General features: G+C 47.5%; 13 protein-coding genes. 8 read left to right on the top strand and 5 right to left on the bottom strand.

The features are described 5' to 3' along the window. The first annotated feature begins 64 nt into the window (after positions 1 to 64). On the top strand, positions 65 to 1687 hold the full coding sequence (locus tag PBAL39_RS17755) for an ABC-F family ATP-binding cassette domain-containing protein (RefSeq protein WP_008244086.1): 1623 nt from the start codon (positions 65 to 67) through the stop codon (positions 1685 to 1687). Positions 1688 to 1813: 126 nt separating this feature from the next. On the opposite strand, the gene PBAL39_RS17750 is transcribed toward PBAL39_RS17755, so the two are convergent. After that, entirely contained in the window at positions 1814 to 3013 is a 1200-nt protein-coding gene (locus PBAL39_RS17750; protein ID WP_008244084.1) for a GTP-binding protein, read from the bottom strand. Positions 3014 to 3145: 132 nt separating this feature from the next. Between PBAL39_RS17750 and PBAL39_RS17745 the strand changes: the two genes are divergently transcribed. From PBAL39_RS17745 to PBAL39_RS17725, 5 genes are all read left to right on the top strand, one after another. After that, positions 3146 to 3511 (top strand): MerC domain-containing protein, encoded by a 366-nt coding sequence (locus PBAL39_RS17745; RefSeq protein ID WP_008244082.1) that lies wholly within the window; start codon positions 3146 to 3148, stop codon positions 3509 to 3511. Between the two features lie 259 nt (positions 3512 to 3770). After that, positions 3771 to 4400: an ABC transporter ATP-binding protein gene (locus PBAL39_RS17740; protein ID WP_008244073.1), complete on the top strand. Its 630-nt coding sequence runs from the start codon at positions 3771 to 3773 to the stop codon at positions 4398 to 4400. Beyond that, positions 4397 to 5623: an FtsX-like permease family protein gene (locus PBAL39_RS17735; protein WP_008244071.1), complete on the top strand. Its 1227-nt coding sequence runs from the start codon at positions 4397 to 4399 to the stop codon at positions 5621 to 5623. The genes PBAL39_RS17740 and PBAL39_RS17735 overlap by 4 nt, the downstream gene beginning before the upstream one ends. A 54-nt stretch (positions 5624 to 5677) precedes the next feature. After that, positions 5678 to 6118 (top strand): hypothetical protein, encoded by a 441-nt coding sequence (locus PBAL39_RS17730; RefSeq protein ID WP_008244069.1) that lies wholly within the window; start codon positions 5678 to 5680, stop codon positions 6116 to 6118. A gap of 2 nt (positions 6119 to 6120) precedes the next feature. Continuing rightward, a complete protein-coding gene (locus PBAL39_RS17725; RefSeq protein WP_008244067.1) occupies positions 6121 to 6549 on the top strand; it encodes a Fur family transcriptional regulator in 429 nt (142 codons plus the stop codon). Between the two features lie 109 nt (positions 6550 to 6658). On the opposite strand, the gene PBAL39_RS17720 is transcribed toward PBAL39_RS17725, so the two are convergent. Then, a complete protein-coding gene (locus tag PBAL39_RS17720) occupies positions 6659 to 7159 on the bottom strand; it encodes a peptidylprolyl isomerase (protein ID WP_008244065.1) in 501 nt (166 codons plus the stop codon). Continuing rightward, positions 7159 to 9183 carry a thioredoxin domain-containing protein gene (locus PBAL39_RS17715; protein ID WP_008244064.1) on the bottom strand — a complete coding sequence of 675 codons (2025 nt, stop codon included), beginning with the start codon at positions 9181 to 9183 and terminating at the stop codon, positions 7159 to 7161. The genes PBAL39_RS17720 and PBAL39_RS17715 overlap by 1 nt, the downstream gene beginning before the upstream one ends. A gap of 93 nt (positions 9184 to 9276) precedes the next feature. Between PBAL39_RS17715 and PBAL39_RS17710 the strand changes: the two genes are divergently transcribed. Then, positions 9277 to 10374 (top strand): mandelate racemase/muconate lactonizing enzyme family protein, encoded by a 1098-nt coding sequence (locus tag PBAL39_RS17710; RefSeq protein WP_039867028.1) that lies wholly within the window; start codon positions 9277 to 9279, stop codon positions 10372 to 10374. Here the strand turns inward: PBAL39_RS17710 and PBAL39_RS17705 are convergent. Both PBAL39_RS17705 and PBAL39_RS17700 read right to left on the bottom strand, forming a co-directional pair. Then, positions 10371 to 11279 (bottom strand): glycoside hydrolase family 25 protein, encoded by a 909-nt coding sequence (locus PBAL39_RS17705; protein WP_008244059.1) that lies wholly within the window; start codon positions 11277 to 11279, stop codon positions 10371 to 10373. The two genes, PBAL39_RS17710 and PBAL39_RS17705, sit on opposite strands and share 4 nt — an antisense overlap. Before the next feature lie 99 nt (positions 11280 to 11378). Beyond that, positions 11379 to 12752 carry a dipeptidase gene (locus PBAL39_RS17700; protein WP_008244057.1) on the bottom strand — a complete coding sequence of 458 codons (1374 nt, stop codon included), beginning with the start codon at positions 12750 to 12752 and terminating at the stop codon, positions 11379 to 11381. Positions 12753 to 13094: 342 nt separating this feature from the next. Here PBAL39_RS17700 and PBAL39_RS17695 point away from each other — a divergent pair, with 342 nt between their 5' ends. Beyond that, positions 13095 to 15404: an ATP-dependent helicase gene (locus tag PBAL39_RS17695; RefSeq protein WP_039867005.1), complete on the top strand. Its 2310-nt coding sequence runs from the start codon at positions 13095 to 13097 to the stop codon at positions 15402 to 15404. The last annotated feature ends 182 nt before the right edge of the window (positions 15405 to 15586 follow it).

Genomic DNA, 15586 nt, shown 5'->3' with positions numbered 1-15586 from the left:
CCCTGCTGATGTCCTATATGCTTTAATAAATTATGCCTACCTTTGCGGCTTATTTTTCATCAATATGATTTCAGTTTCTAATTTATCCCTGCGCTATGGAAAGCGTACCTTATTTGAAGATGTAAACCTAAAATTCACCCATGGCAACTGTTATGGCGTAATTGGGGCAAACGGTGCAGGTAAGTCTACATTTCTAAAGATCCTTTCGGGCGAAGTGAACCAGACCACTGGCAGTGTTGCTTTCACCCCTGGAGAACGTATGGCGGTGTTAAAGCAAAACCACTATGAGTTTGATGAGTTTACAGTGATCGAAACGGTCATGATGGGTCATAAAGAATTGTATGACATCATGAAGGAGAAGGATGCCATCTACATGAAGGAAGACTTCACTGATAAAGATGGTGAGCGTGCCGGAGAACTGGAAAACAGGTTTGCAGAAATGGATGGATGGAATATGGAAAGCAATGCAGCGACCATGCTCAGCAACCTTGGCATAAAGGAAGAACATCACTACAAACAACTTAAGGAGCTTGATGGTAATCAAAAAGTACGTGTGTTACTTGCTCAGGCTTTATTTGGTAACCCGGATATCTTGTTGCTGGATGAGCCTACCAACGATTTGGACATCGATACCATTGCGTGGCTGGAAAACTTCCTTGCTGATTACCAGAACATTGTTTTGGTAGTTTCCCACGACAGGCACTTCCTGGATGCGGTATGTACGCATATCGTCGATATCGACTTTAGTAAAATGAATATTTATTCCGGTAATTACTCTTTCTGGTATGAATCCAGTCAGCTGGCCCTGAAACAACGCAGTGATCAAAACAAAAAGCTGGAAGAGAAAGTAAAGGAGCTTCAGGAGTTTATTCAGCGATTCAGTGCGAATGCTTCTAAGTCGAAACAAGCGACTTCCCGTAAGAAAGCTCTCGATAAAATCGATATCTCGGAAATCAAGGCTTCCAGCAGGAAATATCCTGCCATCCTGTTCAATAACCTGGGCAGAGAGGCTGGCGACCAGATCCTGCAGGTGGAAAACCTATCCTGCACACTGAATGGTGAGGTGATGTTTAAAAACATCAGCTTCATGGTAAATAAGGGTGATAAAATTGCCGTGCTGTCGCAAAATAGCCTGGCCACAACGGCCTTTTACAATGTATTAACGGAAAGAGAAAAAAACTATACCGGAGAATTTAAATTCGGGGTAACGATCAACGTTGCCGATATCCCGAACGACAATACGCCTTATTTTGAAAACAAAGATGAGAACCTGGTAGACTGGTTGCGTGAGTACTCCGGTACCGATCAGGATGAACAGTTTGTCAGGAGTTTCCTTGGCAGGATGCTGTTTTCCGGTGAAGAGGTACTAAAAAATGTAAAGGTCCTTTCCGGAGGTGAGAAAATGCGTTGTATGTTCTCGCAAATGATGCTGAGACATGCCAATCTTTTACTTTTTGATGAGCCAACGAATCACCTGGACCTGGAGTCGATCACCGCCCTCAACAACGGGATGAAAGACTTTAAGGGAACAGCGTTGTTTACTTCGCGAGATCATGCGCTGACAGAATCCGTAGCGACCAGGATTATCGAACTGACGCCACGAGGAACCATTGATAAAATGATGACGTATGACGAATACATCACCAGTGCTGATGTTGCAGCTCTGAGAGCCGAAATGTATAAATAATAACAGTTTAACTCAACTAAAAAAAAAACGGGCACCTGTCAACCAGATGCCCGTTTTTTTTAGTCGCGATTATAGCAACTTATAACGACATCGAGGATTTAGAACTGCTTTTTACGCATGCGGGGCCTACAACATTTGGTCAAATGGGTTGTTAAAATGTCCATTAGCCGCATAAACCAGGAGCTCTGCCTCATCAAGCAGACAGTTTTCCAGTTCCGCTTTCAGGAGTACCGGATCAAGGTCCTGACCGATAAACACGAGCTCATTCAGACGATCGCCAAAGCGTGGATCCCATTTGTTTTCTATCTCTTTCTGGTTCAGCACATAATCTTCATAGCGTAGGCGCTGATCCAGGGGCATGCTTGCCCACCAGGTGCCGGCACTGTCGATTCGGAGTGATCCACCAGCTTGTGAGAAATTCAGCGCATGGTCGCGCAACGCTGCCAGCCAGAACAAGCCTTTTGTGCGCAGTACATTTGCAGGAAAGTCATCAGTCATGTAACGCCATAGCCGTTCCGGATGAAAAGGTCGGGCTGCCCGGAAAACTGTACTGCTGATGCCATACTCCGTTGTTTCGGGGACATGAATGTGCTGTAGTTCACTGATCCAGCCTGCCGACCGGGAGGATTGCTCAAAATCAAAAAGTCCCGTATCAAGGATCTGGCTGGGATCAATCTGTCCAAAAGAGGTTTCCAGCAAACGGGCTGAGGGATTGAGTTTATGAACCACTGCCCTGATCAGACGCAGGTCGTCGGCATCTACCAGATCGGTTTTATTTAGGAGGATAACATTCGCAAACTCAATCTGGTCGGTGAGCAGGTTGACAATAGTACGTCTGTCGGCAGCATCATCTACCCAGTCGCGATCCCTGAGCAGCTCATTGGTACCGAAGTCATTCTTAAAATTAAAACAGTCCACCACCGTTACCATCGTGTCTAACCGGCTAAAGCGACTAAGGTCGATGCCCATCTGTTCATCGACATAGCTAAAAGTCTGGGCGACCGGGACAGGCTCCGAAATTCCCGAGCTCTCAATGATGAGGTAGTCAAATTTATCCGCCCTGGCCAGCTCCGCGACTTCCGCAATGAGGTCTTCACGCAGCGTGCAACAGATGCAGCCATTGCTCATCTCCACCAGCCTTTCCTCTGTGCGCGATAGCTGCGCCTGCTGCCCTACCGTCCGGGCATCAATATTGAGCTCGCTCATGTCATTGACAATCAACGCCACCTTCAGTTGCTGCCTGTTGTGCAGGATGTGGTTTAGCAATGTGGTCTTCCCACTACCAAGGAAACCACTCAACACCGTTACAGGTAATCTTTTTCTCATCTTAATGCAATTAAGTTGCAAACTTACAAACCTAGATTTTAAATGCAACAATATTGCGTGTATATTTGCAGCGGCATGGACGAAAGCCTCCGGCTGCTTCCGAAGAAGCATTTACTTTTACAAATCGCATAAATGAGCAAAAAATTAGATCACCTGGGCATCACCGCCTCACTAGCCTGTGCTGTACACTGCGCGGCGCTTCCTTTTATCATCACGATGCTGCCTTTGTGGGGGCTTGGTTTTTTGGCTGATAGCTGGGTAGAAATGACCATGATCGGACTTTCCCTTGTTGTCGGTATCTGGTCGTTGGGCAGTTCCTATCCCCGGCACAGGAAGGCTTTACCCGTTGCCATTCTACTTGCAGGTTTTGCATTGATTGCTACCGGACACTACCTCCTCCATGAGTTTGAGGCTGTACTGATTCCGCTCGGTGGTGTTGTCATTGCCGCAGCACACCTGGTCAACTGGCGTTACACCCGGCTTTGCAAGCACTTATAACAGGATTTCGGCCCACTAGGGCCGGTCGGGGTAAAAATAACAACATCATAGCAAATACTTTACTATCATGGTCAACAATAAAATAATATTCGGTGTACTTTTGCTGTTTGTGAGCCTGCTCAATCCAGGATGCAAACATCAGCAACAGGATACAAAGCAGCTTTACTTAAAATATTTAAAAAGCCGCACTAAACGTTAATGCCGGATTCCTAGTCAGATGTGAACCGGCGTATACAGGGCTTAGAAAAAGATAACATATATGATTTCAATACAATCAGTCAGCCATCAATATCCGGGCGGTAAGCAGATCAGTTTCCGCGACTGGCAGATCAATGACGGCGACCAGTGGCTGCTGCTCGGTGCATCCGGTAGTGGTAAGACGACCTTATTGCACATCCTTACCGGCATCTTACAGCCTTCAAAGGGTGAGGTGCTGATAAAGGATACGTCAATCTACAGCCTGACCGGCAGGGCGCTGGACCAGTTCCGCGGCCGGCACATCGGCATCATCTTTCAGCGTCCGCACCTCATCAAGAGTCTTACCATCGCCGAAAACCTGTCGCTCGCACAAACATTTGCGGGTTTGGCAAAAGATGACAAGCGCATTGAAGAAGTGCTGACTGCCCTTGGCATTGCCGACAAAAAACATGCTTATCCACATGCCTTAAGTCAGGGACAGCTACAACGGGTTTCCATCGCGCGGGCAGTCATCAACAAACCGACCCTGCTGATTGCCGATGAGCCTACCTCCAGTCTGGACGATCACAATGCGATGGCGGTACTGAAACTGTTAATGGAGCAGTCGGGGGCCAATCAGGCAACCCTGGTGGTGGCTACGCACGACAAAAGAGTTAAAGATGCATTTACAAATACTTACGAACTGATATGAGCCCGATAAGAATCAGCTGGAAAAGCCTTTGGTCAAAACCCCTTTCGTCGGCCTTAAACATCATGCTCATTGCTTTCGGCACGGGTATCCTGACCATCCTGATCCTTGCTTCCAGCCAGATTGCCGGAAAGCTGGACAACAACTCCAAAGATATTGACCTGGTAGTTGGTGCCAAGGGAAGTCCGCTGCAACTCATCCTCAGCAGCATCTATTACATTGACTTCCCCACCGGCAATATCCCTCTGAAAGAAGCAAAAGAACTGATGCGCAGTCCCTTTGTGAAACGTGCCGTACCATTGGCCTTGGGTGATAATTACAACAGCAGCCGCATTGTAGGTACCGACACAAACTTTGTGGCACTGTACAAGCTGAAACTTGCTCAAGGAAAATTCTGGAGCAATGATTTTGAGACCACAATTGGCAGCAGCGTTGCTGAGAGCCAGCAGCTGAAGGTTGGCGACAAGTTTTACGGGGCTCATGGTTTGAGCAGCAGCTCAGATGTGCATAAAAGCCATCAGTACACGGTTACCGGGATCATCGCCCCACAGGGAAATGTTGCGGATAACCTGATCCTGACCAATGTTGCCAGCGTCTGGAAGATGCATGACGAACATGAGGAGCACGATGATGCGAAACATGAAGGTCATCACCATGCGGATCACAAGCCGGAGACAGATGACGATAAAGAACTGACTTCGATTCTGATCCAGTACCGTTCACCGATGTCTGTGGCGATCTTTCCACGAATGGTCAATGAGACCACCAATATGCAGTCGGCCTCTCCCGCACAGGAAAGTACGAGGCTCTTCTCGCTGATTGGCGTTGGTGTGGACACCCTGCAGTGGTTTGCCATACTGATCATGCTCATTGCGGCGGTCAGTGTATTTGTAAACCTCTACAACTCGCTGAAGGAACGTCAGTACGATCTTGCAGTGATGCGTATCCTGGGGGCTTCCCGTGGCAAGCTGTTCGTTATTGTGATCGCCGAGGGCATTATGCTGACACTTGCCGGTACAGTAGTTGGTCTGGCGCTGGGTCATTTTGCGCTACAGCTGATCGGCAGCTACCAGGAAAGCAGTCAGGCGAAGCTTACAGGCTTCCTATTCCTGAATGAGGAGATTTATTTGTTTGTTGCTGGCCTTGCTATTGGTATATTTGCAGCTATAATCCCTGCAATACAGGCATACCGCTCAGACATTTCAAGGATTTTATCAAAGAATTAAGTTGCCGGCCGGCAATTGTAGATCACCGGCCATGAACATATTAAAGAACCAGAGATGATGAAGAGATTATTTTTAGCCATTTTACTATTCACAGGATTTGCTGCGCAGGCGCAGCACAACCCGGATGACCAGATCATGTCTGACAACTGGGATGTTGTAGGTGGTGTAGACTTCAAGATCGTGAAGGATACGGAGATGCTTCCTGTGTTTACACCGGAGATCAAGAAACACGCCAACAAGCCCTTTGAGCTGGAAGGGTACATTGTGCCGATCAAAGACGGTATGAAACAAACGAAGTTCATGTTGTCGACCTTACCCATCAACCAGTGTTTTTACTGCGGAAAAAACGGGGTTCCCATCATGGTGCTGGTTGAGATGGCAGAGCCGATTAAATTTACTTATAAAACCATAGTGGTAAAAGGAACGCTGAAGCTGAGCGCAGGCAATGCGATGGATAACCCTCCCATCTCGCTGGTGAATTCAAAAACTATATAATCATGAGACTAGATCCATCGGCCATACTGAAGGAACACGAGCTCAAGCACACAAAACAACGTGTGCGGGTGTTGGAGGAGATAGCGCTGGATACTGCAGCGATCTCGCAGCCTGAACTGGAGAAGAAACTTGGGAAGGAAATCGACCGGGTGACACTTTACAGGATTTTGAACATCTATGAAGATAAGGGTATCCTGCACAGGATTATGGACATGAACGGAACGGCAAACTATGCCATCTGCTCTCCCTCCTGCACCGAAGACCACCATCATGATGAGCACGTGCACTTCAACTGTACGAGCTGTGCTAAAATTTACTGTTTAGAGGTGAATGCACCAAAAGTCAAAATGCCTGCGGGATATACCGCAAAAACCATTAACACGACCGCCTACGGCATTTGTGAGAAGTGCAACAGTAGCAAAGTTCAATAGTATTCAGCCACTATTAAATTACTGACACCATCATAATGCATGGTTGTTAAATAAAAAAACCGCTTGTCAATAGCTGACAAGCGGTTTTTTTGTGTATAACGTTTACTGACTAGTGACCGGAGTGACCATCAGCACCGTGTGCGTGACCATGAGCAAGCTCTTCCTGAGTCGCCTCGCGAACAGCAAGAATTTTTCCTGCGAAGATCAGGTCTTTTCCAGCCATAGGGTGGTTTAAATCTACTGAAACAGTCTCCTCCCCAACAGCAGTAACACCTGCTCTGAAATGATTACCCTGGTTGTCCTGCAAAGGAATGACATCACCTACTGAAGGCAATTCCACTTCTTTAAACATATCTTTAGGAAGATCTGCATACGCTCCCGGATCAATTTCACCGTAACCATCAGCGGCAGTAAGTTCAAAACCGTATTCATCACCAACATTTAAGCCAGCCAGATGCTCTTCAAATTTTGGCAACATCATTCCTGTTCCATACAGAAAAACCAATGCATTTTGCTCATCTGCTTTCTCTACAAAAACTTGTTGTCCTTCTTCATTAGTCGTATGCAATTCGTACGTTAATGACACTACTGTGTTGGGTTTAATACTCATTATGATGTTATTTTAGTTATTAACTTTAATGCTTCCTTAACCGAACTCACTGGCAACTGGCATACTTTATTTCGGCAAATATAGATTTTTGTTTCTAAGCTTTGCTTATCTTTTAACAATGGAAGGTCCGAATTTGTTCCCGCCAGCAAGATTTTGTTAGGGATGTAGTGTTTATTCAGTTCCGTAACCACCTCTTTAACAGCTGTACCTGTAACGGCAATCTCATTGATGCCATAGACCTCATTGAGCAGCTGTATCGCCCAGTTGGAATAGGCTGAACCGTAGGTTTTGATCTGTGGCTGTATCGCGGCAAGCATGGCCGAGGCGCGCTCCGTATAACTGTCATCATCAAACAGAAGACCCAGCAGGTGTAAGTTCTGCGCCATTACCGAGTTCGAAGCAGGGATCACATTATCCATAAGTTCATGTTTGCGGGCGATAAGGCTTTCTGCACCCGAAGGCGTATAAAAGAACATTGGGCTGTCGGGATCTGCGAATTGCCCAAGCACCGTTTCGGCGTACTTTCGGGCTTCCAATAACCATTGTTCATCGAAATCATATTGGTACAGGGCGATGAGTGCATCGATAAAGAAGGCGTAGTCGTCCAGAAATCCGGAAATCGTCGCTTTACCGTTTTTGAAGTTGCGGTACAGTCGGCCGTCCTGCTCCTGCATCGGTTGCAGGATAAAATCTGCTGCTGTTCTCGCCATCTCATAGTAGTCCTGTCGCCCAAAAACAGAGGCGCAACTGGCGAGGCCTTTAATGGCCATGGCATTCCAGGCGAGCAGACACTTGTCGTCGAGCGCTGGTGTTACCCTTTTACTGCGATGTTCAAGCAGCTTTTCCCTTGCAGCGCTGACCTTCAGATCAAGCTCCTCCAAAGTGATGCCCTGCTGAGCTGCAAAGTCCTCATCAGCAAACCGGCGCATCAGGATGTTGGTTTCCTCCTCTTCCCAGTTTCCCGAAGAAGTCACCTGATAGTACGCTTTCATAAGGAGATGATCTCCCTGTGTCACCACCTCAAATTCCTCCTCGTCCCATACATAAAACTTACCCTCCACTCCCTCACTGTCGGCGTCCAGGGCTGCATAAAATAGTCCCTCTGGGGATCGCATTTCCCTCGCCATCCAGCCGATGGTTTCGGCGACCACAGAATTGAACAGCGGCAGTTGGGTATATTGGTAAGCCTCCGCATAGAGCGCAATCATCTGGGCATTATCATATAGCATTTTTTCAAAATGTGGGACATGCCATCGGCCATCCACGGAATATCGGGCAAAACCACCCCCAATCTGATCATAGATCCCACCCAGGGCCATCTTTTCGAGACTAAGCAGGGTAGCAACATGCGTGGCATTATCACCGGTCAGCAGGCTGTACCTGAGCAGAAACTGCCAGTTGTTGGGCATTGGGAACTTCGGTGCGCGGTTGTAGCCACCATCTGTCATGTCCAGCTCCCGCTTCCAGGGGTCTGTGATTTCGCGAAGGTGGGTATAGTTGTAAGGTTCTTTCTTCTCATTCGGGATGATCTTTTCCGCATTGCGGATGCCATCCGTCAGCCTGTCGGCATACTGAAGCGCTTTGTCAGGTTCATGCAGCCAGAGCGCAGCTACATTTTCCAGTATGCTGGTCCAGTCGTCCTTTTTAAAATAAGTACCTCCATAGACAGGGCGCTGATCAGGGAGGCAGATGCAGTTCAGTGGCCATCCCCCGCTACCAGTCATCAGCTGGATGGCCAGCATATAGATCTGGTCAATATCCGGTCTTTCCTCACGGTCGACCTTGATACATACATAATGCTGGTTCATTACCGCTGCCACCTCATGATTTTCAAAGCTCTCCCGCTCCATCACATGGCACCAGTGACATGCGGAGTATCCAATGCTGACGAGGATCAGTTTGTTTTCCCTTTTTGCCTGCTCCAATGCTTCCAGCCCCCACTCCTGCCATTGCACAGGGTTATAAGCATGCTGCAAAAGATATGGAGAGGACGCATTGATGAGTTTATTCGGTTGCGGATTCATGACATAAAGGTAAAAATAGCAGCAGAAAATCGACTGGTTACGATGGAATATTGTAATAATATCATGATCTTTAAAAACCTAGCGAAGCAGATTATGAAGATCACCCACACCGAAATCTACCGTTTTAGCATTCCTATGGAGCCCTTTGTCATTGCTACGGGCACGATGCATTTCGCACAGAATGTGCTGATCAGGATCCATACCGATAACGGACTGTACGGCCTGGGTGAATGTTCGGCTTTTCCGATGATTGTAGGCGAAAACCAGGACACCTGCCTGGTGATGGCACGGGAGTTTGCGAAGTTGTTGCCGGGGAAAGATCCACTTGACATCCCTGGGCGGATGAATGATCTGCTCGGTTATGCCGACCGCAATACGACCATTAAGAGCGCTTTTGACATGGCCTTGTTCGACCTTGCGGCCAAACATGCAGGGCAGCCGCTGTACCAGTTTCTTGGGGGAAACAGAAAAAAAGTGGAGACCGACATGACCATTGGCATCAGCAGCCCTGAGAAGATGGCACAGCTGGCGCAGCACTATCAGGCCCAAGGCTGCAGCATACTGAAAGTGAAGCTGGGAAAGGATATACATGAAGACATTGAGCGGGTAGCACAAATCAGGGCTGCAGTGGGCGGCATGATGACAATCCGGCTGGATGCCAACCAGGGATGGAGCTTTGACGACGCCCTTTATGGGCTGGGGGCCCTGGCAAAGTACGACATTGAATTTTGTGAACAGCCGATGCGCAGCTGGTATGATGACCGCCTGCCGGAGCTGCAGCTGAACTCCCCCATTGCCATCATGGCAGATGAAAGCTGCTATAACCATCATGACGCACGGCGGCTGATCAATAGCAGGTCATGCGAGTACCTGAACATCAAATTCTCTAAATCAGGTGGGATCCTGGAGGCACAGAAAATCCACGAGGTGGCACTGCAGCATGGGATGAAATGCATGATGGGCGGCATGCTGGAAAGCAGGCTTGCGGCAACAGCAAAGCTACACTTTGCCTTATCGGCGCCAAACATTGTATTTTTTGACCTCGACACCTGCATGCTGGGGCACCTGATTGATCCTGTTGTTGGAGGGATGAGCTACGAAGGCTTTATCCTTGACGTCCCTGAGGCGCCGGGCATAGGCGCCGATGCAGACCCGGCCTTTCTTGACGAATGCGAATCCTGGAGGATTTAATCCTGAATCCTCATGGCCTCGAAGGCCGTGCTATCCCCTTTAAAGGCATTGAAGTCGACGACATGGTTGATGCCAGAGATCTTGGCCTTATCAGAATGCTGCCAGAAGAACCATTTGGTATTCTCGCTCAGCTTCAGTTCAGATTTATAATAATGGGCGATCCATAGCGGATACTCATCAAAGTATCCTTTCAGGTAATCCTTATAAAAGGTAAGACCGGAGTAGATGATGGGTTTCACTTTGGTATTGTGCTCTACATAGGTCAGGAATACCTGTAGCTCGAGCCTCATCTGTTCCGGGGAAGCGCCGTTGAGCTGCTCAATGTCGACCACGGGAGGAAGGTCGCCCTCCTCAAATTTCACGGTCTGCAGGAAGAACTTTGCCTGCCATTCTCCCGATTTCTGGGGTCTGAAAAAATGGTAAGCGCCGCAGACGATGCCTGCTTTTGCAGCTTCGCGCCAGTTGCGTTGAAAGTATGGATCCACGCTGAACATCCCTTCAGTAGCTTTGATGAAAGCGAAATGCACCTGGACATCATCTTCCTTCATCTGTTTCACCTGCTTCCAGTCGATCTTCCCCTGATAGTAGGAAACATCAATACCATGAATGCTGTATTTTTTCGGGATCTTGATGTTGAAGCTGCTGTAGGTCCTGTAGTTCGGATCCTCACCCCAATCGGCAATCCACCTCCACGTGGAACTGAAGCCTTTGATGACGTAGCCATAGTAAAATGGCGACAGCAGGATGAGCAGCAGTCCGGCAATTGCAAACTTCCATTCCATAGCCATACCTTTCTTTTTGGCATTTCTCTTTCGCGCCGCAGGCTTGCGTCCACTGGCAGACGGCTTCCGGGAGGAATTGGTCTTTCTTGGAGCAGGAGGTTTTGGTGGCACTAAAGGAGGCATAGGGATAGTATTGAAGGTGTAGATTGAGTAAAAAATTGCCTGTTAAGGGTTGAGGTTAACAGGCAATCAGGTGTTTTGATGCTGATGAAAGCGTTCTTATTAGGCTTTGCTCAGCTCCGCGAAATACTTGTGAAACAGCGGCAATGTTTCGATTCCTTTATAGTAGTTAAAGATGTCATACTTCTCATTCGGAGAATGCAGCGCATCACTGTCGAGGCCAAAGCCAAACAGCACCGATTTAATACCGAGAGCACTTTCAAACAAGGCAACGATAGGGATACTACCACCACCTCTTGTGGGGATTGGCTTTTTACCGAAGGAATCCAGGATTGCCTGCTCCGCAGCGCGGTATGCGGTGCTATCTGTAGGGGTCACTACAGGCTCGCCACCATGGTGTGCCGTTACTTTCACCTTTACATAGTCGGGCGCAATGCTTTTGAAGTGTTCAGCAAAAATTTCCGAGATTTCTTCTGAGCTTTGGTTGGGTACCAGGCGCATGGAGATTTTGGCATTTGCCTTTGAGGGGAGGACCGTTTTAGCACCTTCTCCGATGTAACCGCTCCAGATGCCGTTTACTTCCAGCGTAGGCCTTGTGCCGGTACGCTCCAGGGTAGAATAACCTTTTTCGCCCCACTCCGCGTTGATGTCCAGGTCTTCCTTATACTCATTCAGATCGAATGGAGCTTCATTTAATGCTTTTCTTTCCTCATCAGAAAGCTCCGCTACCTTATCATAAAACGCAGGGATGGTGATGTGGTTGTTTTCATCATGCAGGGAGGCGATCATCTTACAAAGGATCGTCGCGGGATTAGCCACTGCGCCGCCGTACACACCAGAGTGCAGGTCACGGTTGGGACCTACCACTTCCACCTCCATGTAGGCCAGGCCACGAAGACCTGTTTCAATAGAGGGGTTTTCCATGCTGATCATGGAGGTATCAGAAATCAGCACCACATCAGCTTTCAGGCGTTCCGTATTGGCGTTGACAAAGATGCCAAGATTGGCAGAGCCTACCTCCTCTTCGCCTTCGATCATGAACTTCACGTTGCAGGCAAGGGTGTTGGTCTGCATCATCAGTTCAAAGGCCTTTACATGCATGTAAAACTGTCCCTTATCATCACAGGCACCGCGGGCATAGATCTTACCATCGCGCACTGTAGGCTCAAAGGGTGGGGTGTGCCAAAGCTCCAGCGGATCTGCCGGCTGCACATCATAATGTCCATATATTAAAACAGTAGGCAGTTTTTCACCGATAATTTTCTCGCCATATACAATTGGATAACCAGCGGTCTGGCAGACCTCAACTTTATCGGCACCGGCGTCTTTCAGCTTCTGCGCTACAAAATCAGCAGTTTTCAACACATCACCTTTGTATTGAGGGTCAGCACTTACTGAAGGGAAACGTAGCAGTTCAAACAGCTCATCCAGGAATCGCTGTTTGTTATCTTCAACATATTTTTTGATCTCTTCCATAACAATATGATTTTAGGGCAAAAATGCCGCTATGATTTGAAGGGTTAAAACTAGAAAATTTAAACTAGTTGGAGGTAGTCGAAAATGAAAATCTTTGTCATCGCTGAGGTAAAGATTTCCTCAACCTGACAAAGATCCTTCTCATAGGAAACACGCTTCCGGCCAGGAAACAGCCCTCGCTGCGACAAACATCGCCTGCGTTGATAAATTGCTGGCAAACTATTCCCTGTTTCAGCTGAAGATTTCCTATTTTTGTGGAGCATGCCAATTTCGTAATCTATACGACAGCGATCAGGCATCACTCACTAACAATACCTTTTAAAAGCAGAACAACACAGGATTTTGGATTATTTAGCAGGATTAAACCCCCAACAACGCGCAGCAGTAGAAAACACCCAGGGACCAGCAATGATTGTTGCAGGTGCCGGTTCAGGAAAAACCCGTGTCATTACCTACAGGGTAGCACACCTGATTGAGAAAGGAGTTGATGCTTTTAACATCCTTGTGCTCACCTTTACGAACAAAGCTTCGAAAGACATGCGTGAGCGGATTATGAATGTGATTGGTCCTGAGGCCAAGAACATCTGGATGGGTACCTTTCACTCCGTGTTTGCCAAGATATTGAGGGTCGAAGCGGAGAAGATCGGTTATCCTTCTAATTTTACGATTTACGACAGTGACGACAGCAAGAGCCTCATCCGCGCGATTTTGCGGGAGATGCAGCTGGACGACAAACTATACAATGCCAACTTTGTGCACAACAGGATTTCCTCAGCGAAGAACAACCTGGTTTCTCATTTTGAGTATATGGAAAACCCGGAGATCCAGGCAGAAGATGTGGCCAACAAACGCCCCCTGCTGGGTGTCATCTATGAAACTTATACCAAAAGGTGTTTTAAAGCAGGTGCGATGGACTTTGACGATTTACTGTTCAAGACCAATGTGCTGCTGAAGAACCATCCTGATGTGTTGAATAAATATCAGCAGAAATTCAAATACCTGATGGTGGATGAGTATCAGGATACCAACTTTTCGCAGTATACGATTGTGAAAAAACTGGCTGCTGCCTACCAGAACATCTGTGTGGTGGGTGACGATGCGCAGAGTATCTATGCCTTCCGTGGTGCCAACATCCAGAACATCCTAAACTTTGAACGTGATTATCCTGACCTGAAGGTCTACAAGCTGGAGCAGAACTACCGTTCCACACAGAATATTGTGGAAGTTGCAAACAGCATCATCGCCAACAATAAAAACCAGCTGGAGAAAAACGTATTTTCCGACAATGAGTCTGGCGACAGGATTAAGGTACAACGTGCCTTTACCGACAATGAAGAGGGTAAAATTGTCGCTGAGGCCATCGTACAGGAACGCAGTTCCAAGGGATACAATTACAACGACTTTGCCATTTTATACCGCACCAATGCCCAGTCGCGGGCAATGGAGGAGGCTTTAAGAAAATTAAATGTACCTTATAAGATCTATGGCGGACTATCCTTCTATCAACGTAAGGAGATCAAGGATCTAATTGCCTATTTTAGGCTGACCTTCAATCCTGCGGATGAGGAAGCCATTAAAAGGGTGATCAACTACCCTAAAAGAGGACTTGGCGACACTACTGTAGAGAAAATTCTGGTTGCGGCCGACCAGCATGACACGACCATGTGGCAGGTGATCTGCAATCCGCAGCAATATATACAAGGCAGGATTGCCAATCAGCTGAACGACTTTGCCGTGATGATCCAGAGCTTTGCCGCCGAGGCTAAAAAGCTGGATGCTTATGAAACGGCTTTATATATCGCACAACATTCCGGAATCTTGAAGGAGCTGCACTCTGATACTACCGACGAAGGGCGCGGCAGACATGAAAACGTTCAGGAGCTGCTGAATGGTATCAAGGAGTTTGGCGAGCGTGAAGATATTGAAGACCGCAGTCTGGCGGTATTTATGCAGGACATTGCCCTGCTGACGAATGATGACAAAGGCGGTGACGACAAGAATAAAGACACAGTATCTTTGATGACTATCCACTCATCTAAAGGTCTGGAATTCAAGAACGTGTTTGTTGTCGGACTGGAGGAAAATCTCTTTCCGTCGCAGATGTCATTGAATTCAAGAACTGACCTTGAAGAAGAGCGCCGGTTGTTTTATGTTGCCGTAACACGTGCAGAAAAGAAACTGACGCTGACTTATGCCACCTCGCGTTACAGATGGGGTACGCTGACGAACTGCGAGCCGAGTCGCTTCATTGACGAGATCAATGCCCGTTACCTTGAAATTGAGGTGGTCAAACCTGCAAAGAGCACACTTAGTGAAGACAGTTTCCAGTCGGAGCGCAAAAGCTGGTCGCAGCAGCGTGATACGTTCAGCAAGCCAAAACCTGCTTCAGCATCAGGAAGCAGCACTTCCACTGCACCGAGGCCAAAGACCACCACCATGCTACCAAAGGCGCATGTACCTACACCAGGGTTTACGCCTGATGCAGCAAATGCCTTTCAGAATGGTATGGATGTGGAGCATGAGAAATTCGGTTTTGGTAAGATCGTGAGCCTTGAAGGCACACTGCCGGATGTGAAAGCTACCGTATTTTTCCAGGGTCTGGGTAATAAGCAGTTATTATTAAAATTTGCTAAGTTGCGTATTGTTAAATAAGCATTATATTTGCGCGGAATGTTTCCACAATTAAGGCACTGTGTTTGCTCGGCATTTACAATTGTAAATAAAAATAATATCAAACATTTTATGTAGAATTGGGATTATTGTCGTTATCTTCCTGTATCGGCAATCCCTGATATAAAGTTATTTAAGCGCCATGATTGCGCATTACGCCCGGA

The organism is Pedobacter sp. BAL39, from assembly GCF_000170795.1.
GTDB lineage: Bacteria > Bacteroidota > Bacteroidia > Sphingobacteriales > Sphingobacteriaceae > Pedobacter.
The sequence above is the reverse complement of the archived record's forward strand: the minus strand, read 5'-3'. Positions and strand labels throughout refer to the sequence as shown.

What these genes read in the sequence shown, in the direction of transcription:
- PBAL39_RS17755 (WP_008244086.1), top strand. Translation starts at nt 65, where the DNA reads ATGATTTCAGTTTCTAATTTATCCCTGCGCTATGGAAAGCGTACCTTA.
- PBAL39_RS17750 (WP_008244084.1), bottom strand. Translation starts at nt 3,013, where the DNA reads ATGAGAAAAAGATTACCTGTAACGGTGTTGAGTGGTTTCCTTGGTAGT.
- PBAL39_RS17745 (WP_008244082.1), top strand. Translation starts at nt 3,146, where the DNA reads ATGAGCAAAAAATTAGATCACCTGGGCATCACCGCCTCACTAGCCTGT.
- PBAL39_RS17740 (WP_008244073.1), top strand. Translation starts at nt 3,771, where the DNA reads ATGATTTCAATACAATCAGTCAGCCATCAATATCCGGGCGGTAAGCAG.
- PBAL39_RS17735 (WP_008244071.1), top strand. Translation starts at nt 4,397, where the DNA reads ATGAGCCCGATAAGAATCAGCTGGAAAAGCCTTTGGTCAAAACCCCTT.
- PBAL39_RS17730 (WP_008244069.1), top strand. Translation starts at nt 5,678, where the DNA reads ATGATGAAGAGATTATTTTTAGCCATTTTACTATTCACAGGATTTGCT.
- PBAL39_RS17725 (WP_008244067.1), top strand. Translation starts at nt 6,121, where the DNA reads ATGAGACTAGATCCATCGGCCATACTGAAGGAACACGAGCTCAAGCAC.
- PBAL39_RS17720 (WP_008244065.1), bottom strand. Translation starts at nt 7,159, where the DNA reads ATGAGTATTAAACCCAACACAGTAGTGTCATTAACGTACGAATTGCAT.
- PBAL39_RS17715 (WP_008244064.1), bottom strand. Translation starts at nt 9,183, where the DNA reads ATGAATCCGCAACCGAATAAACTCATCAATGCGTCCTCTCCATATCTT.
- PBAL39_RS17710 (WP_039867028.1), top strand. Translation starts at nt 9,277, where the DNA reads ATGAAGATCACCCACACCGAAATCTACCGTTTTAGCATTCCTATGGAG.
- PBAL39_RS17705 (WP_008244059.1), bottom strand. Translation starts at nt 11,279, where the DNA reads ATGCCTCCTTTAGTGCCACCAAAACCTCCTGCTCCAAGAAAGACCAAT.
- PBAL39_RS17700 (WP_008244057.1), bottom strand. Translation starts at nt 12,752, where the DNA reads ATGGAAGAGATCAAAAAATATGTTGAAGATAACAAACAGCGATTCCTG.